Annotated in this window: 20 protein-coding genes, 2 tRNA genes and 2 rRNA genes; 14 read left to right on the top strand and 10 right to left on the bottom strand. The window is 42.4% G+C overall.

The window, feature by feature from the left end:
- Positions 1 to 124 precede the first annotated feature (124 nt).
- From F986_RS01130 to F986_RS01115, 4 genes are all read right to left on the bottom strand, one after another.
- Positions 125 to 1117, bottom strand: a complete 993-nt coding sequence (locus tag F986_RS01130) for a sensor domain-containing diguanylate cyclase (protein WP_004691245.1) — start codon at positions 1115 to 1117, stop codon at positions 125 to 127.
- 298 nt (positions 1118 to 1415) lie between these two features.
- Positions 1416 to 1991 carry a xanthine phosphoribosyltransferase gene (locus tag F986_RS01125; RefSeq protein ID WP_004691243.1) on the bottom strand — a complete coding sequence of 192 codons (576 nt, stop codon included), beginning with the start codon at positions 1989 to 1991 and terminating at the stop codon, positions 1416 to 1418.
- A gap of 90 nt (positions 1992 to 2081) precedes the next feature.
- Positions 2082 to 2792, bottom strand: a complete 711-nt coding sequence (locus F986_RS01120) for a DUF3108 domain-containing protein (RefSeq protein ID WP_004691241.1) — start codon at positions 2790 to 2792, stop codon at positions 2082 to 2084.
- Positions 2793 to 2948: 156 nt separating this feature from the next.
- Positions 2949 to 3626 carry a hypothetical protein gene (locus tag F986_RS01115; RefSeq protein WP_004691240.1) on the bottom strand — a complete coding sequence of 226 codons (678 nt, stop codon included), beginning with the start codon at positions 3624 to 3626 and terminating at the stop codon, positions 2949 to 2951.
- Positions 3627 to 3886: 260 nt separating this feature from the next.
- Between F986_RS01115 and F986_RS01110 the strand changes: the two genes are divergently transcribed.
- Complete coding sequence (locus F986_RS01110) at positions 3887 to 4744, top strand: energy transducer TonB (RefSeq protein WP_004691238.1); 858 nt, start codon at positions 3887 to 3889, stop codon at positions 4742 to 4744.
- A 288-nt stretch (positions 4745 to 5032) separates the two neighbouring features.
- Positions 5033 to 7180: a TonB-dependent siderophore receptor gene (locus F986_RS01105; protein ID WP_004691236.1), complete on the top strand. Its 2148-nt coding sequence runs from the start codon at positions 5033 to 5035 to the stop codon at positions 7178 to 7180.
- A gap of 178 nt (positions 7181 to 7358) precedes the next feature.
- Here the strand turns inward: F986_RS01105 and F986_RS01100 are convergent, their stop codons facing one another.
- From F986_RS01100 to miaB, 4 genes are all read right to left on the bottom strand, one after another.
- The gene (locus tag F986_RS01100; protein WP_004691234.1) at positions 7359 to 7769 is read right to left on the bottom strand and encodes a hypothetical protein; all 411 of its coding nucleotides are present in this window, start codon (positions 7767 to 7769) and stop codon (positions 7359 to 7361) included.
- A gap of 102 nt (positions 7770 to 7871) precedes the next feature.
- Positions 7872 to 8351: an rRNA maturation RNase YbeY gene (gene ybeY, locus F986_RS01095; protein WP_004691232.1), complete on the bottom strand. Its 480-nt coding sequence runs from the start codon at positions 8349 to 8351 to the stop codon at positions 7872 to 7874.
- 57 nt (positions 8352 to 8408) lie between these two features.
- Entirely contained in the window at positions 8409 to 9485 is a 1077-nt protein-coding gene (locus F986_RS01090; RefSeq protein WP_004691231.1) for a PhoH family protein, read from the bottom strand.
- A 38-nt stretch (positions 9486 to 9523) separates the two neighbouring features.
- Complete coding sequence (gene miaB, locus F986_RS01085; protein WP_004691230.1) at positions 9524 to 10981, bottom strand: tRNA (N6-isopentenyl adenosine(37)-C2)-methylthiotransferase MiaB; 1458 nt, start codon at positions 10979 to 10981, stop codon at positions 9524 to 9526.
- 310 nt (positions 10982 to 11291) lie between these two features.
- Between miaB and F986_RS01080 the strand changes: the two genes are divergently transcribed.
- The 5 genes from F986_RS01080 (at position 11292) to F986_RS01060 (ending at position 15893) form a co-directional block, all read left to right on the top strand.
- On the top strand, positions 11292 to 13259 hold the full coding sequence (locus F986_RS01080) for a lytic transglycosylase domain-containing protein (protein ID WP_004691229.1): 1968 nt from the start codon (positions 11292 to 11294) through the stop codon (positions 13257 to 13259).
- A gap of 18 nt (positions 13260 to 13277) precedes the next feature.
- The gene (locus F986_RS01075; RefSeq protein WP_004691227.1) at positions 13278 to 13940 is read left to right on the top strand and encodes a ribonuclease T2 family protein; all 663 of its coding nucleotides are present in this window, start codon (positions 13278 to 13280) and stop codon (positions 13938 to 13940) included.
- 169 nt (positions 13941 to 14109) lie between these two features.
- The gene (locus F986_RS01070; protein ID WP_004691225.1) at positions 14110 to 15096 is read left to right on the top strand and encodes a malate dehydrogenase; all 987 of its coding nucleotides are present in this window, start codon (positions 14110 to 14112) and stop codon (positions 15094 to 15096) included.
- 173 nt (positions 15097 to 15269) lie between these two features.
- Entirely contained in the window at positions 15270 to 15530 is a 261-nt protein-coding gene (locus F986_RS01065) for a DUF2789 family protein (RefSeq protein ID WP_004691222.1), read from the top strand.
- Between the two features lie 105 nt (positions 15531 to 15635).
- A complete protein-coding gene (locus tag F986_RS01060; protein WP_004691219.1) occupies positions 15636 to 15893 on the top strand; it encodes a DUF2789 family protein in 258 nt (85 codons plus the stop codon).
- A gap of 84 nt (positions 15894 to 15977) precedes the next feature.
- On the opposite strand, the gene F986_RS01055 is transcribed toward F986_RS01060, so the two are convergent.
- The gene (locus F986_RS01055; RefSeq protein WP_004691217.1) at positions 15978 to 16505 is read right to left on the bottom strand and encodes a hypothetical protein; all 528 of its coding nucleotides are present in this window, start codon (positions 16503 to 16505) and stop codon (positions 15978 to 15980) included.
- A 72-nt stretch (positions 16506 to 16577) separates the two neighbouring features.
- On the bottom strand, positions 16578 to 17180 hold the full coding sequence (locus tag F986_RS01050) for a 2OG-Fe(II) oxygenase (protein WP_004691216.1): 603 nt from the start codon (positions 17178 to 17180) through the stop codon (positions 16578 to 16580).
- Positions 17181 to 17298: 118 nt separating this feature from the next.
- On the opposite strand from F986_RS01050, the gene F986_RS01045 reads away from it, so the two are divergent.
- The 7 genes from F986_RS01045 to F986_RS01015 form a co-directional block, all read left to right on the top strand.
- The gene (locus F986_RS01045) at positions 17299 to 18156 is read left to right on the top strand and encodes a 23S rRNA (adenine(2030)-N(6))-methyltransferase RlmJ (protein WP_004691214.1); all 858 of its coding nucleotides are present in this window, start codon (positions 17299 to 17301) and stop codon (positions 18154 to 18156) included.
- Between the two features lie 43 nt (positions 18157 to 18199).
- Positions 18200 to 19030 (top strand): CDP-diacylglycerol--serine O-phosphatidyltransferase, encoded by an 831-nt coding sequence (gene pssA, locus F986_RS01040; protein WP_004691212.1) that lies wholly within the window; start codon positions 18200 to 18202, stop codon positions 19028 to 19030.
- A gap of 27 nt (positions 19031 to 19057) precedes the next feature.
- Entirely contained in the window at positions 19058 to 20131 is a 1074-nt protein-coding gene (locus tag F986_RS01035; RefSeq protein WP_004691211.1) for a DUF6670 family protein, read from the top strand.
- A gap of 436 nt (positions 20132 to 20567) precedes the next feature.
- Positions 20568 to 22105: ribosomal RNA gene (locus F986_RS01030) — 16S ribosomal RNA — on the top strand.
- A gap of 61 nt (positions 22106 to 22166) precedes the next feature.
- A tRNA-Ile gene (locus F986_RS01025) sits at positions 22167 to 22243 on the top strand.
- A gap of 68 nt (positions 22244 to 22311) precedes the next feature.
- Positions 22312 to 22387: transfer RNA gene (locus F986_RS01020), tRNA-Ala, on the top strand.
- 434 nt (positions 22388 to 22821) lie between these two features.
- A 23S ribosomal RNA gene (locus tag F986_RS01015) occupies positions 22822 to 23823 on the top strand; the annotation flags it as partial.

The raw sequence follows: 23823 nt of genomic DNA, 5'->3' as shown, positions 1-23823 counted from the left end.
TGCGCTTGAATTTGAAAGATCTAAACAACTGAATCTAGAGTAAATCTTAGTTGAACTTGCAGCAATAATATTTATTAAACTTGTAATTTTCTTGAGTACTTTATGCTGTGTTTTTAAATATGGTTTAGTTGGCAAAGTGAATTCGGTTTCGTCCTGCTTGCTTGGCACAGTACAACGCTTTATCTGCACGTTTAAAGGCATCCTCTGCATCTGCGTCATGTTTGCCGACTTCAGCAACCCCTATACTGACCGTGAAGCACAGCACTTCTTGCTCATAATGCACTTCCATCGCTTCAATCGTTGAACAGATACGTTTAAAGACCCGCATGGCTTCATCACCCAAGCAAGCGGGTAAAATAATCGCAAATTCCTCACCACCAATACGGGCTAAAAAGTCTTCGTCACGCAGTACACTGCGGATTTTTTTGGTCATCTTTTTCAGCACATGGTCACCTGCGGTATGCCCATAACAGTCATTCAGCTGTTTAAAGTGATCAATATCTAAGATGCCGATTGTAAATGGCACGCGAGCATGGCTGAAATGCTGCATGGTTTGATTGCTTTCTTGCACAAATTCACGACGGTTAAAGGTTCCTGTGAGTTCATCTGTAGAGGCTAAGACTGCCATTTCTTGCACTTGTAAATGCAATTTAATGTTCAAAGCTAACCAAGTGGCGAGACTCTGTAAAAGAATCGCTTGCTGCAAAGTGTAGTGATGTTTACGTTGATCTGCCACATTTAAGGTGCCAATACACACGCCATTGTGAATCATGGGCGCATCCATACAGGTGCCCATGCCATGCTCGGAAAGTATTTTACAATCTAGCTCATCCGACTGAGCGAGGTCATCGCAAATGATCAGTTGAGATTGGGCAAAGACTCGTCCGACAAAAGTCTGCCCAATCGGAATCTTAAAATCCATGGGAATCGCATGATTGCCTGAGATCGAATACAGTTTGAGATATTCTTCAGTATCTTGCAGGGTAATACTGGCCCGATCCGCATCAAACACGTGAGAAATCCAGTAAGCAATGGTATCTAAAACAGCTTGCAAGGAGTCTGCTTTACTCAAGTCGTGAATGAAGTCTACGGGCGAGTTGAATGGAGTGTACGCCATCAAAGACAGATAATTGGCTTGTGGTAAATGATCGTTGAGTTAATTGATTCTTGTTTATCATTCAAATCGGTATCTCTATAAAATAGTATCCAATTTGGTCTTTGTTTGTTTTGCTCTTAGAAAATGGACATTACCTTTTAGATTTGATCATGCTATATAAATCGCATTTCTCCAACTTCAATGTGTAATTAAATTGAAAATAACCTACTGTGACATTTACATGTGGATGACCCGCGGGTCATCTGAGTGACAAAAAAAGAGCATCTGAAGTGCTCTTTTTTGAAGTTAAACGCCGTGATTAGTCACGAACAAATTCAACAGTACCATTTGCCAAAGACTTTACGCGTGCCAAAGATTCAACGCGGTAGCCTTTTTCAAGCAAAATGTCACGACCAGGTTGGAATGATTTTTCAATCACAATACCCACACCAACAACTTCTGCTTTCGCTTGGTGAATTAAGTCAATCAGACCCAATGCCGCTTGACCATTGGCCAAGAAGTCATCAATCACGAGGGCTTTGTCTGCTGAGCTGATGTGCTTATTTGAAATTGCAATCGTGCTTTCGGTTTGTTTGGTAAACGAAAAGACTTTTGAGCGGTAAAGGTCATCTTTTAAGGTTAAAGATTGGTATTTACGCGCAAAAATAACGGGCACGCCCAGTTCTAAACCTGCCATGATTGCAGGTGCGATACCTGATGCTTCAATCGTGATGATTTTAGTGATGCCTGCATCTTTAAAACGAGCAGCAAATTCTTTACCGATTAATTGCATCATAACCGGATCAATTTGGTGGTTTAAGAAAGCATCAACTTTCAGAACTTCATCAGATAGAACGATACCTTCGCTTAAGATTTTCTGTTCTAGTGCGTACACGGGAGAATCCTCTAGGGGCAGGTGCTTTTTCAAGCAAAAGCGTATTTTAGGAAGCACCTGAAAAAATGCAAGTAAAATTCGTCAAAATGACTAATTGCTTGCACCTTTATAACCCGTTAATAGCAATCCATAGGATGTTTTCTTATCCACATGGCTGACTTTGACTGGAAGGTAGTCCAATTTAGGTGCTAACCAGAAAATGGTTTCGCGGCCAGGTTTGTCATGTTTCATGACCACTTTAATGGTGTCAAAGGTCCCATAATCGGTTTTGATTGACTCAGAACCTTGCTTCACAAATTTACGTGCTTCGACTTCTTTGGCATCGGCCAAATAATAAGTCGATTTTAAACCACCATTTTTGATGTCTTCACGAAGTTGTAATTCAGCATTCAGTTCATCCAGTACGCCAGCTTTCCAAGCGAAAGAACGCGTTTCTTTGTCTTTCTTGGTATTGATGGTTTTTGCCGCTGGATTGAAGTTAATACTCATGGTGTTGTTATGCACCAAAATTTTACTACTACGGCTAAAGCTGCTGGACTGAATTTGTTTACCATTAAAACTAAAGCGACTACTTTCGGTTGCAGAGGCGATACCACCAGCTTTGGCTGCAAAGACATAGTTCCAGTTGTTGCCCGATTTCGATAACGTACGCGTCGCTGAGCCCATGTTTTTGCCATTATAGTTAAATTGATAACTGGCCTGGAATGGACTCATGGCAAAGGTTTGACTTGAGAAACCGACAAAGAGCAAGGTGCTGACACCTGTTGCCATTGCGACTGTTTTCAACATTGATTTAGCCATAAGAAAAAGTTTCCTATTCAGTTGTAGGCACAAATTTTTTTGCATAGAAATATTATGCACGTTGATTATGAAGAAAAAATTCGAAACATAGGACAAACTGTAGTTTTATGTTTCTTTTACCCACCTTAAGTCACATTTTAGTCGCAGCATCCCGAGTTATTTTTGTCGAATTGGCGAGACCGTGCTTTCGTCTAGATTGGGTTCAATCAAGTCATCGATAGAGGTTTGCGAAAACTTATTGAACAATGCCGTTAAGTTGACATTACCGATCACTACCAATTCTGCTTCACGCAATACGGCATGATTGACATGGACTTTACCTAAGGTATCGATAATAGAACGATTTTTTCCTAACCAGCGATTCAGATCCAAATGCAGTAGATCATCTTTGACTTTAATCACATTCAGTTTTTCTAAAATCATGCCTAAGGGGTCTTGATTCAGGACTTTTTGATAAAAGAATAGGGCACAGCGCACGCCAATTTTATGAAATACCGTTGGGTATTCAGCATCCAGAACACTGGTGTCACTGATTTGCTCAAATACAATCAACTGCGTTTTTTTATTTAACTCCATTTGTGCCAGTTTCAAATCTACCGAAAGCGTGAGTTTGAGCCCGTTATAGTCGAGTGTGGCATATAAGCGTAACCAATCATCATGTAAGTCGGCATGCAGGTCTTTCAACATTCTCACGTTGTCGGTCACAAAACGTTGAAAAGTGGCATTTAAAAAGACTTGAGACATTGGAAACTCGCGCTCATCCTCAATAAATCCTTCCGCCTTTTGATAAACTTGGCGTAAACGATTTGAAATGTTGGAAATAAGCGTTTGCATAAAAGGCGTCCTAGCTAATCAACGTGTTTGAGCGATCAGATCTCTGGTCGAAATGTTTGAAAAATACTGCTCATGAACCTTGCAGTTTAGCAAAATTAATTGCACCATTTTCATGATTTTATGAAACAGTGAATCTAAAGGGTACGAGGTCTCATTCTACGCAATAAAATGAAGACTGTGTCTATTTTATACTGCGCGCATGCGCTTTGGGGAACAAGACAAATTGTCGGTTTGGTGTGATGCTTAGAAAAATAAATGTAATGCCTTTGGCTCATGATTGGTGGAAAGATCCAATTTTTACAGCGACCGTCGTACTGGCGGTATTTTTGCATCTCGTGATTTTGACTTTGCAATTTGCTATGCCTCAAGAAAATGATGCGGCAGTGAAAGAAATTGCTGTCACTTTACGCCCTTCTGATAAAAAAATTGAAAATGCAGATTTTTTAGCGCAAGCCGATCAACAAGGTTCAGGTACCTTTCGTGAGTCACATCGTATGTCGAGTGACATGCCCGCACCGATGCTTGAGCAAAGTACAGGCGAACAGCAGCGTGAAACTTTAGAGCAGATCCAACAAAAACGTGAACTGAATTTTGAAGAAAAACTGTTGATGACGACTTTAAGTTGGCAAAAACAAGCTGAGGATAATCAGCGCAAAAAAGCCATGGAAGAAATGAACAGTCAGTTTCAAGCCAAAGCAGCAATGGTGGCCAGCCTTGAAGCGCAATATTTACAACGCCAACAAAACTTTAGTCGTCAGCAAAAAATTAAAACAGTCGATGGTATTCAAGCCAAGCAAGATATTTCGGCCGCCTATCTTGAAAAGTTCCGTCAGAAAGTGGAGTTTTATGGCAACCGTTACTATCCAGAAGCAGCTAAACAGCAGCGGCTGGCGGGTGAAGTGCGTTTAATGGTGATTCTAAATGCATCAGGAGGCATCCGTGCTATTCGCCTGATTGATAGTTCAGGTCATGAGATGCTCGATGAGGCGGCAAAAGCATCGGTACGTAAGGCCGCACCATTCGGTGGATTTGATGCCAAAATGAAGGATATTTCTGAGTTACGCATTGTGCGTACATGGCGTTTTGACCCAGCAGAGGCAGAGTTTGAAGTGCACTGAGCTGTGCACTTCTTTACGTAAAATTATTATAATTAATTTAAATTTAATAAAATTTTAAAAAACAATATGTTATTTATTTGCTTTGACTTTTAATTTTTTTAAACAATAAAAAACAACAAATTAGGTTTACTCCTTAAAACTTGAATTGATAATAAAAATAATTATCATTTGCAGTGTATTTTTTGTTAAATATTTTAAGCATTGAGACATCTTTCTTTATAGCGAAGCGATGGGGTGAGAGCGTGCATGCCTTTAAATATTCGATCCCTGTTATAAGGACATAGTTTTATGTACAACTCTCCAACATTGAATCGCTTCAAAGTTAGCCCACTGATGTTGGCTATGGCAGCAGCAACGGTATTTCTCCCGACGTTGGTATCTGCAGCATCTACAGTAGGCAATGAAAGCACCCAGCTTGAAACCATCACTGTTCAGGCTGAGGAAGAGAATCCAGCCGTAACAGAAGGAACAAAGAGTTATACGGCTAAGAGTGCCAGTACTTCGACCAAATTAAATTTGTCGCTTCGTGAAACACCGCAGTCGGTTAAAGTTTTAACCCGCGAGTATTTAGATGATGCAAATATTAATTCTTTCCAAGATATGTTGAACAGCGTGACAGGAGTCACTACCAATCGCTGGGATGAACGTCAATATCCGACAGCACGTGGTTTTGATGTGGATTATTACTTATTTGATGGTGTACCGAGTTCGTCTGAGCTGGACATTGCAAGTGATCCTGATCTGAGTATGTATGACCGTGTGGAATTGGTGAAAGGCGCAAACGGTTTAATGACGGGCGCGGGTAATCCTTCGATTGCGATTAACATGGTGCGTAAACATGCCAATGCAAAAGAACTCACAGGTACATTAAGCTCATCTTATGGTTCGTGGAATGCATGGAACAGCATGGCAGATATTTCTGCACCCTTAAATACTGATGGTAGTGTACGTGGGCGAGTCGTGGTTAAACATGAAAGTACAGATGCTTTCGCAGATTTGTATGAAAAAGAGAATAACTTATTTTATAGCGTGATCGATGCAGATTTAACAGACAACACTTATTTGTCAGTGGGTGCAAGTTATCAGGAGCTTGATCGTTCAGGTATTAAATGGGGTGGTTTACCTGCATTTTATAATGATGGCTCGCTAACAGATTTTGATCGTGATTTAACAGTGACCAGCGATTGGACCTATTGGAATACCAATACAACTACAGCATTTGCCCAATTTAAGCAGAAGTTATTTAATGATATTACGTTGAACGTAAATTATGATTACCGCGAAATTGATGCAGAGACAGCATTATTATATCTGTGGTCCGACTCTGTAGATAAAGCAACCAATAGTAGTGGCGGGTTATATCCATACACCGATACTTCAAAGACTACGCAAAATAATGCAGATGTTTATATTTCAGCACCTTTCACTTTAGGTGGACTACAGCAAGAGGTTCTTGCTGGATTTATGTATAACCAAAGTGAGCTGACTGATCGTTATTATGGGTCACCAACTTTAGATAATGGGACGATTGATTTTGATGATTTTACGCCATCAAAAATTATTGGATCCATTAATAATAATGTCGCAAATCCATCTAATAAAACCACGCAAACAGGGGCTTATCTAGCAGGTAAGTTCACTTTGTTAGAGCCTTTAAAGTTAGTAACAGGTGTACGTGTATCTAACTGGGAGTATGAAAGTGCTGATGGTAAAGGCAATCGTAAATTTGATAATAAAGTGACACCATACGCAGGGTTGATTTACGACTTTTTGGAAGATTACTCATGGTATGCCAGCTATACAGGTATTTTTAAACCAGAAGATAAGCAGAGTGCGGATGGTCAATATCTTGACCCACGTGAAGGTAAAAGCTATGAAACGGGCTTGAAGGGAGAGTTTTTTGACAAACAACTTAATGCATCAATGTCGGTATTTTTAACCCAGCAAGATAATGTAGCTGAGATTATAGGCACAATTATGGATGGTGATGAAGTAAAAAATATTTATGGCAGTGCGGATGGTGTGGAGAGTAAAGGATTTGAAATAGAGTTAGATGGCAAACTGACGGACAAGTGGGACATGAGTTTTGGTGTCGCTCATTTTAATGCAGAAGATGCGAATGGCAAAAAAGTACAAACGACTGCTGCGAGAACTTCAGCCAATCTATTTACCAAATATACACTCGATAGATGGAGCTTTGGTGGCGGCTTAAACTATAAGAGCGAGGCATATAAAGATGAGACTGCGGGGCGCATTACGCAAGATGCCTATGTGTTGGCGAACTTGATGGCAGCTTATCAAGTTGATCAAAATATTAAACTTCAGCTGAATGTGAACAATTTGTTTGATGAGAAATATTACGAAGGCTTAGGTAAAAATAGTATGGTATATGGTGCACCACGTAATGCAACGCTCACTTTCCGCTATCAATTCTAAAAAATCTTGAGAAATACAGAAACGGCTTATTAACAGCCGTTTTTTATTAAAATGTGGATAAGTCTCGGCTTATTCACATGCTGTCTTGACTTGAGTAAGCATGTTCTCATTTGCAGACTTCAACCTTAAATGGCTGTATCATTGTTTTAAGTTGTTATGCTATTTGGGTTAGCTTGATTTATTGGGTTGCGCGTACATAGGCCCCGTCTTGACGTCCACCCATCCAAGTCACAGTTAAATGAGACTCTTCCACATCTAGGCGGCTAGGAAAAATTTCTAAATGCTTGCTATATTTCGGCAGTGCCTTTAAACCAATGCAGTTGCCGTTTTTCCACCATGTCCCTTCAGCATATTGGTCTAAAGAGCCGACAGCTAAGTACCATTTAAATTTACCGTTGGTCTCTAGTAAAAGTTCGGAACCGACCTCCATAACGCCGTTTAAATAATAATGTCCAGCCCACGCCTGAGCTGTGTCTTGAAATTTCACTTCTTGACAGGATGTTTGATTTTTATCATTGCTCTTAGCATAGAGTGGTGTAGTGCAAGATAGGGCGATAATGCAGAGTAGTTTTGAAATCGATGTATGCATTTTTATAATCTCTTCATCTATTTTTTCATCTTGCTTTATTTTTTAGCATAAATAAACCCGACACATCGAGATGAATCGGGTGAGTTGTTTCAAATTTAATAATTACTGTTCTAAATAAGGGTTTTCAAAACCGAGTTTAGCCAAAATTTCAATTTCGATACCTTCCATTTCTTCAGCATCTGCTTCTGACGTTTCATGGTCATAGCCCATGAGATGCAAAGTGCCATGTACCAACATATGAGTGAAATGCGTCAGTGGCGCTTTGTTTTGTTCTTTCGCTTCCAACAGCACCACAGGAATGCAAATGACTAAATCGCCAATAGGAAATGAGTCAAGGATTTGTGCCATTTCATCGGGTAAATCGCTCGGGAAAGACAGCACATTGGTTGATTTATCTTTGCCGCGATATTCCAAATTCAATTTATGACTTTCATCATGGTCGACACAAGCAATGCCAATTTCACAGTTACTCTGCGTGCCAATATGACGTAAAACAGTTTCTACAACTTTTTTGATATAGCCACGTTTCAAGACCAACTCAGGTGCTTGAAAGTCCTGTTGTAGAGAAAGACTCAGTTTCAAAATAGATCCTTAAATAATGATATCTGCGGGCATTTTAAAATGCCCGCAGACTTTAACTTAATGCTGAGCATCGGCAGCGGTATCATTTTCAGCAACTAAGGCCTCTTGACGCGCTTTGCGTTCAGCACGCGCTTCAGCCGTTAAGCGATGTTGTTCTGCATCCCATCCCTCATAAGCTTCAACAATTTTTTGCACTAATTGGTGGCGGACCACATCACGAGAGTGGAAGTGGGTAATGTGAATTTCTTTGATTTTGTCGATGATGCGTAAAGCATGCGCCAGACCGGATTGCTGACCACGCGGTAAGTCGACCTGTGTGATATCGCCGGTAATCACTGCGCGCGAACCAAAGCCTAAGCGTGTGAGGAACATTTTCATTTGTTCAGGCGTGGTGTTTTGCGCTTCATCTAAAATCACGAAAGAGTGGTTTAAAGTTCGACCACGCATATAAGCCAGTGGTGCCACTTCAATCACTTGACGTTCAATCAGTTTGGCCACTTTTTCAAAGCCAAGCATTTCATACAAGGCGTCGTAGAGTGGGCGTAAATAGGGATCAATTTTCTGGCTTAAATCACCCGGCAGAAAACCAAGTTTTTCACCTGCTTCAACGGCAGGACGAACCAATAAAATCCGTTGAATTTCATTACGTTCTAGCATGTCGACTGCGGCTGCAACTGCGAGATAGGTTTTACCTGTACCTGCAGGCCCAATACCAAAAGAAATATCACTTTGTAGAATACGCTGCACATAACGCTTTTGGTTGGCACCGCGTGGATTGATACGACCTTTACGGGTTTGCAGCCACACTTCATCTAAACCAGTATGCTCTTGCCCGTCGAGGTCTTCTTGCAATTCACGGTCAGTCTGACTGCCTTGAATCATGAGGTGTAAGGTATCGGCACTGATTTGTGCCGTATTTTCTGCTTCTTCATGCAGGCGATGGAGCAGACCTTCGGCTCTCTCAACTGCATCCATTTCACCATCGACATAAAATGCATCACCTCGATGGGAAATAGTGACATCTAAACGCTGTTCGATTTGTTTCAAATGACCGTTATAAGCACCGAGCATGCTCTTTAAACGTTCTATTGAAACCCCAGGAAAAGTTACTGTACGTCGAATCGCTGCAGTCAAGAGAATTCCTTTAAGTAGTCAGAATCTATTCCCTTACATTACGCCACGTCAGGCTCAAGATTCAAGAGTTCACCATAAACAAAATTCAAAGTTTTAATCTCTGTCACTTCGATTTCGGCGAAACGTCCGACCCATGCTGCATCACCAATAAAACTCACATAACGAGTGTTATCCGCCGTGCCAATCAGTAAGTTTGGATCTTTGTCTGAAACTTTCTCGACCAAAACGCGTTGAATGGTGCCGAGCATGGCATCGGTCTTGTCAATACTCGAGCGTTTGATCCATTTTTGAACTTTACTGAGGCGTTCTTTTTTCACGTCTTCAGAGGTGGTGTCTTCAAGATCAGACGCGGGTGTACCCGGACGTTTTGAATAGACAAAACTGTAGGAATGGTCGAAGTCCATATCTTTGATAAACTGATAAGTTTCTTCAAAGTGCGCATCGGTTTCACCCGGGAAACCAATGATGAAGTCACTGGATAAATGCATATCTGGACGAACTTTGCGTAATTTAGCAATTTTGTCGATATAGACATCAATGGTGTGGTTACGCTTCATGGCTTGCAATACATCGTTTGAGCCGCTTTGTACGGGCAAATGTAGATGCGACACCATTTGCGGTAGATCACGGTAACATTCAATTAAGTCATCATTAAACTCAAGTGGATGTGAGGTGGTGTAGCGTAAACGCCCAATCCCCGGAATTTCTGCCACAAGACGTAACAAGTCTGCAAAAGTACAGATATTGCCTTCGAATGTTTCACCGCGGTAACCATTCACGTTTTGACCCAATAAAGAAATCTCACGTACGCCTTTTTCGGCTAATGTCGCAATTTCTGCTAAAACATCATCCAATGGGCGAGAAACTTCTTCACCACGGGTGTAGGGCACTACACAGAATGAACAATATTTTGAACAACCTTCCATAATTGAAACAAAAGCCTTGTAACCTTCCACACGCGGTTCAGGTAAAAAGTCGAATTTTTCAATGTCTGGGAAAGAGATATCCACCAATTTGATTTTTTCTTTCTTGGGTTTTTCGATTTGATTAAAGTGCTGATCAAGCATTTGTGGCAAACGGTGCAAGGTTTGCGGGCCAAAAATCATGTCGACATAGTTGGCACGTTTTTGAATGTTGTCACCCTCTTGAGAGGCCACACAACCACCGACACCAATGATCAGTTCAGGATTTTTGTCTTTCAGCTTGCGCCAACGACCCAATTCAGAGAACACTTTTTCTTGGGCTTTTTCACGAATCGAGCAGGTATTCATGAGTAGAATATCTGCTTCTTTCGGGTCTTGGGTCAGCACATAACCGTGCGAGTCGCCAAGTAAGTCTGCCATACGGTGACTGTCATACTCATTCATCTGACACCCTTGCGTTTCGATATACAGTTTTTTAACTGATCCATCGATGGCTGGGGTGTGCTGTGGCTGGGTAACAGTGTTTTCTGAGGCAGCTTGGGCACCATTTGGAATGAAGGTTTGAACCGTCATGTAGGCTCCTAAGGGGGGATAAATCTAGGTTTTTGTGTCTGATCAGTATCTGTGGCGGCGAAAGCAGAGCTTGGCTGGCGACAAAAAAGGGCGATCAAACACCATGTGAAATCTACGAAAGGCGCGTATTTTAGCAGGAAATATGAATAAACTTATAGCTTTAAATCTGAAGCTAAAAAGATTGATTTGTGAAGTGAAAATGCAGGAAAATTAATATTGTCTAATCATAAGGTTACATAAGAGAACAATAGAGTCTGTTATGAGTTATTAAACTAATGAAAATGATGAGACGAGACTAGGCAATCCAAAGATGACTGAAGGCAAACCCATGTTAAAACGATTACAGAATAAATATTATCAAGTGTTTGCGTTGGGTGTGGCTGCCTTGGGTCTATCGGCAGCGACACATGCCGCAGATGAACAGTTTAATGATGCCTTGCGTGCAGCAAATGCAGGCAATGTTGGTTTATTACAGCAATATCAAAGTAGTATGCAGGGTGATGTGCTGGGTTATTATCCTGAATACTGGGTGCTTAACAGTAATTTGGCGTTGCAACCTGCGGCGAATATTGTCGGATTTGCACAGCGCTATCCGCAATCTGCCATGGCTGAGAAGTTAGCAGCAGATTACATCGAAGAAAAAGTTAAAATGGCCGACTTTGCTTCCGCGCAGCCGGTATTGGCCTATGTGTCCAATGCAGATCGCGCAGAAAGCTGTGCCATGGCGCAAGTCCGTGCCAAGTCAGACGATCCTTTGGTTTTTGCCGAATATAAAGATGTTTGGCTCACGACCAATTCACAACCTGAGTCTTGTACAGGGCTGGGGCGTATGATGTTGTCTAGTCCACTGATGACGGAGCAAGACAAACAACAACGTTTATGGGCGCAGCTACGTGCAGGGCAGTCAGGTCAAGCGATTGCAACCGCACAAACCATTGGCATGAATCTGTCGTTGGCACAGCTGAATAGCATTCAAGCTGATCCCCTGAACTATCTCTGGTCCGCACCGAAAGCATCGGCGGCAGATCAAGCGTATTTAATTTATGCCATTGGGCGCTTAGCCGACAGTGATCTAAATACTGCACTGGCGTCGGTAAAGCGTGCTGCTGAGGGGACACCTGAGTCGGTGCAAAAAGCGTTGTACCGAGCCGTGGGGTATATCGGTGGCACAACCGTCATGAAAAATAATTTTAATGTCGAAGTGTTGCAAGCTTTCGATCGGAGCTATGGTTTAGCACTGAGTGAAGAAGAAGCTGAAATTTATGCACGCCAAGCCATTCGTTTCGGCGCATGGGAGAGTGTCATTCGTGCCATTGATGGCATGAGTGTGACGCAGAAACAAGAAGATCGCTGGCAGTATTGGTTAGCCCGTGCTTCAGAACAACGTGGTGATGCAAAATCAAAAGCACTGGCGCGCGAGATCTTCAAAAAATTGTCAGTAGGTGACGATTATCATAACTTATTGGCAAAAGATCGTATTGGTCAGCGTTATCAAACGATTCCAGCAAATACCCAACCGAGCAATGCGGATGCGCAGCGTTTGAGTCAAGATATTCACTTTAGCCGCGCTTTTGCACTGCGCAACGTCAATGCGCCAGACAATTATGTCAACCGTGAATGGAATTGGGCAGTTCGACAAGCGTATTTAAAACAAGATGATGGCTTAATTTTGGCTGCTGCCAAACGTGCAACCGAAATGGGATGGTATGACCGCGCGATCTATGCAGCCGATCGAACCGTCAAGCAACATAACTACAGTTATCGTTATGCCATGCCGCATCAAAGCTATGTGGTCAGCCATAGTCGCAATGCAGGCATAGATCCTGCATGGGCGTATGGATTAATGCGCCAAGAAAGCCGATTTGTTACCCATGCTCGCTCGCATGTGGGGGCAGGTGGTTTGATGCAAATCATGCCAGATACGGCAAAACTAGTCGCTAGACAAATGGGTGAAACCTATAATCCTGCTGCACTGAGTGATATGAATACCAATGTTCGTTATGGCACATTCTACTTGTCCATGATTCAAAGCCAATTAAGTAACAGTCCTGTACTTGCCACAGCAGGTTATAACGCAGGGCCAAATCGTGCGCGCCGTTGGCAGCCTGATAATCAGCCGATTGCGGCGGATCAATACACAGAAAGTATTCCTTTGACTGAAACTCGCGATTACGTCAAGCATGTCATGAGTAATGCGACCCATTATGGTGTTCTGCTTGGACAGGGGCCACAGTCGATCACCCAGCGCATGCAAAATATCCCTTTTAGAAGTCAATAATAAAGGCCTAGGCATTTTATGGTTTTGATGTCATCCCAATCAGTCTTAACGCAAAAGCTTCTGCTGTTGATCAGCAGCGGCATAGCTATGGGATTTTTTGCGACATCAGCCCATGCAACACCGACCGTGTTTGGCTATGTGATGGAAGTTCAAATGACACCCGCCGTGTGTTTGTTCGATAACCAAGGCTCAAAGAAACGGAAATGTTTGGAAGGCTATTCGCTCAACATCACTGGCTTGTATCCTGAAACTACAACACGAGAGTGTCAGACCAATTCCTCAGCAGTGCTGTCACCACTTCAGGCCAAAGTGGTGGCTAGGGTGATGCCCGATGAGCATGCACGTCGCCAATTGTGGGCAGAGATTGGGGGGTGTGTGCCGATGAGTGCCAGTCAATATTTTCGTAACGTGATTAATTATGCAGAACGTTTAAAAATTCCCGCAGATTTGACTTCATCTGAAAATAAAACCGCGCAACTGCATAGCTTACGTGGACAGTTCCAACGTTTGAATCCTGGACTACCTGCAAGCGGGCTGCGTTTTAGCTGCCGTACTCACCGTCAAACCAATATTTTGACCGAAGTCAAGGTCTGTTATAAACCCAATGGTCAGTACAAAGGTTGTGCAGAGAATATACAAGAAAACTGCCCAAATTCTTTTGCGATCAAGGGTTCTTACTAATCTCTTTCCCTAAATTAATTTATATTTCCTATCATACTTTTGTTGGAATTCATTCTCTTTTACATGCATCTGCCAAAGTATTGGAGTACAATCTTTGCCGTTTATGATTATTAAGATTAGATAGAACAGCTATTTAATCATATAACGTTCCTCAAATGGAGATAAGTACATGAAGCAACCTGTTCGCGTTGCCGTTACTGGCGCTGCTGGTCAAATCGGTTATAGCCTATTATTCCGTATCGCTAGTGGCGAAATGTTAGGTAAAGACCAACCAGTTATTCTGCAATTGTTAGAAGTTCCTTTTGAGAAAGCTCAAGCTGCGCTTAAAGGCGTAATGATGGAATTAGACGACTGTGCTTTCCCATTATTGGCTGGCATGATCGGTACTGATGATCCAAAAGTTGCATTTAAAGATGCTGACTACGCGTTATTGGTTGGTTCACGTCCACGTGGTCCTGGTATGGAACGTGCTGACTTATTGAAAGTGAACGGTGAAATCTTCATCGGTCAAGGTCAAGCACTAAACGAAGTTGCTAGCCGTGACGTTAAAGTACTTGTTGTAGGTAACCCTGCAAATACAAATGCTTACATCGCAATGAAATCTGCTCCAGATCTTCCAGCGAAAAACTTTACAGCAATGTTACGTCTTGACCACAACCGTGCGTTGACTCAAATTGCTCAAAAAGCGGGTGTTGCTGTAGCAGACATCAAAAACATGACTGTTTGGGGTAACCACTCTCCAACAATGTATGCTGACTACCGTTTTGCAACTGTAAACGGCGAAAGCTTAAAAGACAAAATCAACGATGCTGACTGGAACGCGAATGTATTCCTTCCAACTGTTGGTAAACGTGGTGCTGCGATTATCGAAGCGCGTGGTTTGTCTTCAGCAGCTTCAGCTGCGAACGCTGCGATCGACCATATGCGCGATTGGGCTCTTGGCACAAATGGCGAATGGGTAACGATGGGTATTCCTTCTGACGGTTCTTATGGTATTCCTGAAGGCGTAATGTACGGTGTTCCTGTAACTTGCGAAAATGGCGAATACACACGTGTTGAAGGCCTAGAAATCGATGCGTTCAGCCGTGAGCGTATGGACAAAACTCTTCAAGAACTTGAAGAAGAGCGCGCAGCAATTGCTGACATGCTTAAATAATTAAAAACTGATCTGTTCAAGATCTGTTTTGAAAAAGCACTCCATTTGGGGTGCTTTTTTATATGGGGTGTTTATTGAACAAAAAATAACATGCTGTGATGTAGATACAACTGAGCATAGGTGCCCAAAGGTTTATTCTAAAAGGGCATGATCAGGGCTTGAGGAGAACAATGATGTTTGACCAACAACCGACTTTAGAACTTTTATTTGAACAATTGGGGCTTGATGCGAGTGCGGAAGCAATCGATCAGTTTATTGAAACACACCAACTTACTTCAGACGTTCCATTGCATAAAGCACCCTTTTGGTCAAAAGCACAGCATGACTTCATTATCAGTAATTGGAAAAAAGATGATGAATGGGCAATGGTGGTCGACTTGTTAAATGAACAATTACATACAGAACATACGCTTTCAGGTTCGTGTCATTTATAATCACAAATTGAAACAACAAATCTAGTTTTATGACTAGGTTTTTTTAGAAAATACATATAAGTTAATTCAATAATAATTGACAATAGTATTGATAAGGAGGCCGAGATGCTCAGTCAACATAAACCATCCTTAGAGCTTTTATTTTCGCAACTGGGACTCGCCAATAGTGCGGCTGCCATCGAGTTATATATTCGTACGCATCAACTTCCTGCTCATCAATCTTTACACGACGCACCGTTTTGGAATTCCGCACAACGTGCGCTATTAATCAGTCATTTGGTTCAAGATGATGATTGGGCGATTATGGTTGATGAACTCAATCAACAGCTACATCTTGATGCTTATAAACTTCAAACTGCCTAAATTGATTTTATGCCGTTGGCATTTGAATTGTAGAATTGACCCATAAAAAAACGCCTGATTTCAGGCGTTTTTTATTTGTGCATTTTAGTGCAGTTTACTTTGCATCAGCTTGATAAACCAATCTTCTTGATGAAGGTCAACAAAAGCGGCATGTTCACGCAGTAAAACGAAATCAAACTCGGTGCTTTTCGCATATTTGCCAAGCCAGTGCCGTGCCAATGCTGACTCTTTTCGACTGACCGAGGCATAGGCCAAAAACAGGTAAATATCGCCCTGACCATAGCTGGTCAGCGGTTTTAGAATTTGCTGTGTAATCAACGCAAAGCGATCTTCTTTGGTGATTTCAAAGTACAGCATATAAGCCTTTGCAAGGTGCAAAGACAAATTGAGGTACAAAGACAGAGGCATTTCCTCAAACTCAATTCGACCTTGCTCAAGTAATACCACCGCTTCTTGTAAAAAGTGGACTTGCTCTTGACGTAGTTGGCTTAGTGTGACCAACTGTAAGCGCAAATCAGCACGCTCAAGGGCTAATTCAGGGCTATTGCCTTGTAGGTAGAGTTGATCTGTTTCACCAATACGCTGAATAATTTGTTGACTGCTGGCACGCATCGGTTACATCCTCATCAATTGATGTTCAGTATATGAGGATACTTCTTACAATTTAAAGTCTTTTTGCTTGAATCACAGGATTGTACTGTCACTCCGTAACCACCCAGTAATCGATAAACGCTGATGTTTGGCTTCTAAAACCTCATGCAGTAAGTCACTTTGAAACAATGCAATACGATTCGGTTTAGGTTGTAGTACATGCCAAATGTCATTTTTATCTTGTAGATGAAGTTCACCGCCCCAACCGTCTTGCCAGTCTTCGTGTAAATAATAAACCGTAGAAATCATGCGGCCATTTTTGCCTTGAGGGTTATCACGGTGCAGGGCATAAAACTCGCCAGCGTTATAGCAAGCAAAATGTGCTTCGACGTCTCGAATACCAAGATAAAAGGCACGATTTAGTTCCTGACCCAAACTATAAAGGGCTTGAACATGTTGATGGGAAATAACGAGCTCGGGATTGAGCCATAAAATGTGATCACTACGGATCTTGCTGATGACACCGTTTTGAATAGCGGCTTCACGAAAGCGGTTTAAGTTCGAAGTACATTCTTCAATGAGTTGATGTACATAGTCATTAGAATAGGCGTCATCAATGATGGCAAAACCATGTTGATCTAAATCATCTAGGATTTGATCAACATTCCAATACTTTGGGAGAAGAACTGCTTCCATTACATTATTAACCTAAAAAAGACAAAGAAAAGCCACGGTTATTCTAGTGTATGAAAGCAATCTGAACGAAACTATTTTTCATGCTAAAATACTCATTGATTTTAGGAATGATAGAAACATGAATTACCGTCACCACTTCCATGCAGGTAACTTTGCAGATGTCATGAAGCATGTCCTTTTGCTTCAGATTTTGACTCGCCTCAATCAAAAAGATAAACCGTATCGTTATATTGATACGCATGGCGGTGCTGGTAAATATGATTTATCAACTTCAGAAGCACAAAAGTCGGGTGAGTTTTTAAATGGTATTCACCGTTTAGTAAAACTTGATGACTCGATTAAGCGTAATGCACCTGAGGGTGTTCAGCAGTATTTAAAAATTGTTGAAAAAATGCGTGAAGGTTCAGGTAAAGGCGCTTATCCAGGTTCGCCGTGGTTTGCATTGGAAGGCATGCGCGAAATCGATAAAGCCACCATTTTTGAAATGCAGCGTGATGTATTCCAACAGTTGTATTACAACGTTCGTGATAAACGCGCAGGCTTACATGAGCGCGATGCATATGAAGGGCTATTTGGTGTTATTCCACCCAAAGAAAAACGCGGATTGGTGATGATTGATCCACCTTACGAAGTGGAGCGTAAAGATTTCCCTCAATTGGTTGATCTCATAGCGACTGCATATAAAAAATGGCCAACGGGTGTGTTTGCAATTTGGTATCCAATCAAAGACCGCGCCATGATTGACCGTTTTGAAAAGAAAATGATTAAAACCGGTATTCGTCGTCAGTTGATCTGTGAAGTATGTGTTTGGCCAGATGATACTCCAGTGGGCTTAAACGGTTGTGGTCTATTGGTGATTAACCCACCTTGGAAGTTTTCTGAAGATGCAGATGAAGCGCTACAATGGTTATTCCCACATTTGCGTATGAGTGAAAATGGTGGTCATGCTGCTGTTCGTTGGTTAGTTGGCGAATAAAGATAGACTATAAGAGAAAAGGCTACATTAGGATCGACAGAGAATGACAAATATAAATAAACCTGAAAGCGAATCTTCACCCCGCAGTACGCCTACTTTTGATGGGATTACTTTCGAGGTGGAAGAAGAAGAGCACACACAGGAAGGTCAAAAAGTAAAACGTCGAGGTATTTATTTGTGGCCGAACCTGATTACAACGGCAGCGTTGTTGTCAGGCTTTTATTCCATCATTGCCAGTATGAATGGCAACTTCCAGCAAGCGATTTATGCCATTTTCTTGGCAGCGTTATTGGATGGCTTGGACGGTCGCGTTGCACGAGCCATTGGTGCGCAGAGTGCTTTTGGTGAACAGTATGATTCTTTATCTGATCTATTGGCGTTCGGTGTTGCACCCGCTATTTTGATGTATAGCTGGAGTTTGGATTCGCTCGGTCGCATAGGTTTGGCGTGTTGTTTTGTCTACACTGCCTGTGCTGCGTTCCGTCTAGCTCGTTTTAATGTGCAAATTGGTGTGGTCGATAAGCGTTACTTTATTGGTGTAGCTAGTCCACTTGCTGCGATTATTATTATTTCATTGGTTTGGGTCGGACTCGATTTCCCCGAAATTTTTGATATTCGTGAGCGGGGTATTCAAGCCATCAGTGCAGCAGTGATTGTGTCTGTGGGGCTCCTCATGATTTCGAATATTAAATATTATTCATTTAAAACGGTAGATCGTAAGCGAGTACCATTTTTTGTCCTTCCTATCGCGGTCTTTATTTTTGCTGCAATAACTTACAATATTCCTGTCGGTATTTTGGTCATTTCCTTGATTTATACATTATCTGGCTTTATTACTACGTTTTTAGCACGACGTCAGCACAGCCCATCATGAGTTAATGATATGTAGAAGGAGTATGATATGTGGTTGTTTCAAGATTTTCTCGATCAGTCTAAACAACTTAATCAGGCTCTTTCACGGTCACTCCCTGCTTATCATCCGCCCAATAAAAAATATAAAATTATTCATCAAGCTTTAACCATTCCCAATCTTCCTGCACCACTGCATTATTTAAATTTTTTGAGCATGATTGGTCAGCCCAATACGCCTATGTTTCGCAATAATAGTGCAATCAGAACTACACCTTTAGATACTGCTACGGTATTGGCCAGCAGTAGCCCACATATGGCTGGGCAACTGAACCGCTATTCAATTTCTGCGGAATGTTCATTTCAAGAAAAAACATTTAAATTTGCCAACAAAGAACAACTCATGGGAGCGTTCCCAAAGTTTCAAATTCAAAGAAAAGACACAGAATTGAGTTTTGAGATTGAAATTACAACAACGCCGCTGATTTCACATTTCACCAAATTGCGTTTTGGTCTTGCTGAGCATTGGTCTGTATTGTGTCGATGTCAGGGAGAAGTTAAATATAAAGAACAGTGCTTTGACATTGACCAGTTGGGAGCTTTTGAATACGCGCGCAGTATCGACTTTAGTTATTTACCCTTAGCGTTTTTCACATATCAAGTCATTAATCTAGTAGATCAGCGTCAGTTATTGTTAGAACAAATTCGAGATTCGTTTAATCGAATTGTACAGTCACGTATCTATATACGTGATTTACAAAAACAACAAACCCATATGTTTGATCGGATGGTGCGCTTTCAAGTTCATCGTGTTTATCCTGCTGTGAAAACTCCCAATGGGCAAAAAATGTATTTACCGCGAGAGTTTGAATGGCATTATCAAGATGAGCAGGGACATCACATTCATCTTTACGCTCAAAGTCGTGGTGATTTTAAATTTGGTTTGGCTGCGGGTTATGTAGGTAGCTTTAAATATCAACTCAAAATGGATAATTATGAGGAACAGGGCGAAAGTGGTTATTGTGAATATGTGGATTGTCGTGCATTAAAGTGGCAAGAAAAAAAATCACAAGAAAAAAATCGAAATGAAATTGGAGAAATTGTTCCCTTTTCACTCAAGAAATAAGAAAAAAACATCATTTTGCCGAATAAGTAAACAGTTGGAGATTTTTTTATAAATAATTGAGTAAAGGGGGTTGTGTTGGATTAGAAATGCTGTAGAATGCACATCCATCGGCGGTGATGTTGATTAAAACTTGTTGATAAACAAGGATTTAGCCCAAGCGGTAGAATCTGAGAGTCTTGAGTAAGTTTAAAATAATTAACAAAACCAGTTGACTTTCTCTGGAGAGAGAGTAGTATAGCCGACCTAGCTTGCTGATGACGAATCAGCAAGAAGATCATTAAGAGATTATGAAGAACAACTTGTGTGGATTTTTACTGATTGATCGATCGAAAATATTTCATTGATTGATGGTAGAAATTACTCGAAGTTTATTTGAGAAATATTTGTCAGAAAATTGATGAGCCAAGATTTGTAGCCATAAGCTACTAATGATTTTTAACTGAAGAGTTTGATCATGGCTCAGATTGAACGCTGGCGGCAGGCTTAACACATGCAAGTCGAGCGGGGAAAGGTAGCTTGCTACCTAACCTAGCGGCGGACGGGTGAGTAATGCTTAGGAATCTGCCTATTAGTGGGGGACAACATTCCGAAAGGAATGCTAATACCGCATACGCCCTACGGGGGAAAGCAGGGGATCTTCGGACCTTGCGCTAATAGATGAGCCTAAGTCAGATTAGCTAGTTGGTGGGGTAAAGGCCTACCAAGGCGACGATCTGTAGCGGGTCTGAGAGGATGATCCGCCACACTGGGACTGAGACACGGCCCAGACTCCTACGGGAGGCAGCAGTGGGGAATATTGGACAATGGGCGAAAGCCTGATCCAGCCATGCCGCGTGTGTGAAGAAGGCCTTTTGGTTGTAAAGCACTTTAAGCGAGGAGGAGGCTACTTGGATTAATACTCTAGGATAGTGGACGTTACTCGCAGAATAAGCACCGGCTAACTCTGTGCCAGCAGCCGCGGTAATACAGAGGGTGCGAGCGTTAATCGGATTTACTGGGCGTAAAGCGTGCGTAGGCGGCTTTTTAAGTCGGATGTGAAATCCCTGAGCTTAACTTAGGAATTGCATTCGATACTGGGAAGCTAGAGTATGGGAGAGGATGGTAGAATTCCAGGTGTAGCGGTGAAATGCGTAGAGATCTGGAGGAATACCGATGGCGAAGGCAGCCATCTGGCCTAATACTGACGCTGAGGTACGAAAGCATGGGGAGCAAACAGGATTAGATACCCTGGTAGTCCATGCCGTAAACGATGTCTACTAGCCGTTGGGGCCTTTGAGGCTTTAGTGGCGCAGCTAACGCGATAAGTAGACCGCCTGGGGAGTACGGTCGCAAGACTAAAACTCAAATGAATTGACGGGGGCCCGCACAAGCGGTGGAGCATGTGGTTTAATTCGATGCAACGCGAAGAACCTTACCTGGTCTTGACATAGTAAGAACTTTCCAGAGATGGATTGGTGCCTTCGGGAACTTACATACAGGTGCTGCATGGCTGTCGTCAGCTCGTGTCGTGAGATGTTGGGTTAAGTCCCGCAACGAGCGCAACCCTTTTCCTTATTTGCCAGCGGGTTAAGCCGGGAACTTTAAGGATACTGCCAGTGACAAACTGGAGGAAGGCGGGGACGACGTCAAGTCATCATGGCCCTTACGACCAGGGCTACACACGTGCTACAATGGTCGGTACAAAGGGTTGCTACCTAGCGATAGGATGCTAATCTCAAAAAGCCGATCGTAGTCCGGATTGGAGTCTGCAACTCGACTCCATGAAGTCGGAATCGCTAGTAATCGCGGATCAGAATGCCGCGGTGAATACGTTCCCGGGCCTTGTACACACCGCCCGTCACACCATGGGAATTTGTTGCACCAGAAGTAGGTAGTCTAACCGCAAGGAGGACGCTTACCACGGTGTGGCCGATGACTGGGGTGAAGTCGTAACAAGGTAGCCGTAGGGGAACCTGCGGCTGGATCACCTCCTTAACGAAAGATTGACGATTGGTAAGAATCCACAACAAGTTGTTCTTCATGACGATGTATCTGAGGGTCTGTAGCTCAGTTGGTTAGAGCACACGCTTGATAAGCGTGGGGTCACAAGTTCAAGTCTTGTCAGACCCACCAAATCTGACTAACAAGCATTATTAAATGCTGAATACAGAAAAACAGAGACATTGACTTATTGATAAGCTGGGGACTTAGCTTAGTTGGTAGAGCGCCTGCTTTGCACGCAGGAGGTCAGGAGTTCGACTCTCCTAGTCTCCACCAAATTTCAAGAATAGAAAAACAATGTTTTTCCTTGAAATTTAAGCAAGAAGCTATGCTTCGCGCAGATAGGTTGGATTACAGAAATTAGTAAGAAGTAGATATTGGTTTACATTTTATTAACTTCTGTGATTTATCACAGTTTCCTGACCTGACGAAGGCTGGAAAAATCATTAACAGAATATATTTGAGTTGAAATAATTTGTTCATACTCGTTTTTAAGATCGACATTAACAGTGATTTATTACTGATTGATGAAGGTTGAAGAAATGAGTTACTAGCGAAATTAACTGAATCAAGCGTTTTGGTATGTGAATTGAATTGAAGCTGTACAGTGTTTAAGTACACAGAACAACAAACTGTAAGGAAGTGATGAGAAATCATCATAGACTGTCTTAATCCTACTTGTAGGGATTAACGACTGTTTGGGGTTGTATAGTCAAGTAATTAAGTGCATGTGGTGGATGCCTTGGCAGTCAGAGGCGATGAAAGACGTAATAGCCTGCGATAAGCTCCGGGGAGGCGGCAAATATCCTGTGATCCGGAGATTTCTGAATGGGGAAACCCACCTGTCATAAGGCAGGTATCGTATGATGAATACATAGTCATACGAGGCGAACGAGGGGAAGTGAAACATCTCAGTACCCTTAGGAAAAGAAATCAATTGAGATTCCCTCAGTAGCGGCGAGCGAACGGGGAAAAGCCCATTAAGTCATATAAGTTCTAGTGGAATGCTCTGGGAAGTGCAACCATAGTGGGTGATAGTCCTGTACACGAAAGGGCTTATATGATGATGTCGAGTAGGGCGGGGCACGTGAAACCTTGTCTGAATATGGGGGGACCATCCTCCAAGGCTAAATACTCCTGACTGACCGATAGTGAACCAGTACCGTGAGGGAAAGGCGAAAAGAACCCCTGTGAGGGGAGTGAAATAGATCCTGAAACCGCATGCATACAAGCAGTGGGAGCCGACTTGTTCGGTGACTGCGTACCTTTTGTATAATGGGTCAGCGACTTACATTCAGTAGCAAGGTTAACCGCATAGGGGAGCCGTAGAGAAATCGAGTCTTAATAGGGCGTTTAGTTGCTGGGTGTAGACCCGAAACCGGGTGATCTATCCATGAGCAGGTTGAAGGTTGGGTAACACTAACTGGAGGACCGAACCCACTGTCGTTGAAAAGCCAGGGGATGACTTGTGGATAGGGGTGAAAGGCTAATCAAACTCGGTGATAGCTGGTTCTCCCCGAAAGCTATTTAGGTAGCGCCTCGGACGAATACCATTGGGGGTAGAGCACTGTTTCGGCTAGGGGGTCATCCCGACTTACCAAACCGATGCAAACTCCGAATACCAATGAGTACTATCCGGGAGACAGACTGCGGGTGCTAACGTCCGTAGTCAAGAGGAAAACAATCCAGACCGCCAGCTAAGGCCCCAAAAT

It is taken from the genome of Acinetobacter johnsonii CIP 64.6 (assembly GCF_000368045.1).
GTDB lineage: Bacteria > Pseudomonadota > Gammaproteobacteria > Pseudomonadales > Moraxellaceae > Acinetobacter > Acinetobacter johnsonii.
This window is presented reverse-complemented; position numbering and strand designations above follow the sequence as displayed.

Coding starts and splice junctions, on each gene's coding strand:
- F986_RS01130 (WP_004691245.1), bottom strand. CDS start 1,117: ATGGCGTACACTCCATTCAACTCGCCCGTAGACTTCATTCACGACTTG.
- F986_RS01120 (WP_004691241.1), bottom strand. CDS start 2,792: ATGGCTAAATCAATGTTGAAAACAGTCGCAATGGCAACAGGTGTCAGC.
- F986_RS01115 (WP_004691240.1), bottom strand. CDS start 3,626: ATGCAAACGCTTATTTCCAACATTTCAAATCGTTTACGCCAAGTTTAT.
- F986_RS01110 (WP_004691238.1), top strand. CDS start 3,887: ATGCCTTTGGCTCATGATTGGTGGAAAGATCCAATTTTTACAGCGACC.
- F986_RS01105 (WP_004691236.1), top strand. CDS start 5,033: ATGTACAACTCTCCAACATTGAATCGCTTCAAAGTTAGCCCACTGATG.
- F986_RS01100 (WP_004691234.1), bottom strand. CDS start 7,769: ATGCATACATCGATTTCAAAACTACTCTGCATTATCGCCCTATCTTGC.
- miaB (WP_004691230.1), bottom strand. CDS start 10,981: ATGACGGTTCAAACCTTCATTCCAAATGGTGCCCAAGCTGCCTCAGAA.
- F986_RS01080 (WP_004691229.1), top strand. CDS start 11,292: ATGACTGAAGGCAAACCCATGTTAAAACGATTACAGAATAAATATTAT.
- F986_RS01075 (WP_004691227.1), top strand. CDS start 13,278: ATGGTTTTGATGTCATCCCAATCAGTCTTAACGCAAAAGCTTCTGCTG.
- F986_RS01070 (WP_004691225.1), top strand. CDS start 14,110: ATGAAGCAACCTGTTCGCGTTGCCGTTACTGGCGCTGCTGGTCAAATC.
- F986_RS01065 (WP_004691222.1), top strand. CDS start 15,270: ATGTTTGACCAACAACCGACTTTAGAACTTTTATTTGAACAATTGGGG.
- F986_RS01060 (WP_004691219.1), top strand. CDS start 15,636: ATGCTCAGTCAACATAAACCATCCTTAGAGCTTTTATTTTCGCAACTG.
- F986_RS01055 (WP_004691217.1), bottom strand. CDS start 16,505: ATGCGTGCCAGCAGTCAACAAATTATTCAGCGTATTGGTGAAACAGAT.
- F986_RS01050 (WP_004691216.1), bottom strand. CDS start 17,180: ATGGAAGCAGTTCTTCTCCCAAAGTATTGGAATGTTGATCAAATCCTA.
- F986_RS01045 (WP_004691214.1), top strand. CDS start 17,299: ATGAATTACCGTCACCACTTCCATGCAGGTAACTTTGCAGATGTCATG.
- pssA (WP_004691212.1), top strand. CDS start 18,200: ATGACAAATATAAATAAACCTGAAAGCGAATCTTCACCCCGCAGTACG.
- F986_RS01035 (WP_004691211.1), top strand. CDS start 19,058: ATGTGGTTGTTTCAAGATTTTCTCGATCAGTCTAAACAACTTAATCAG.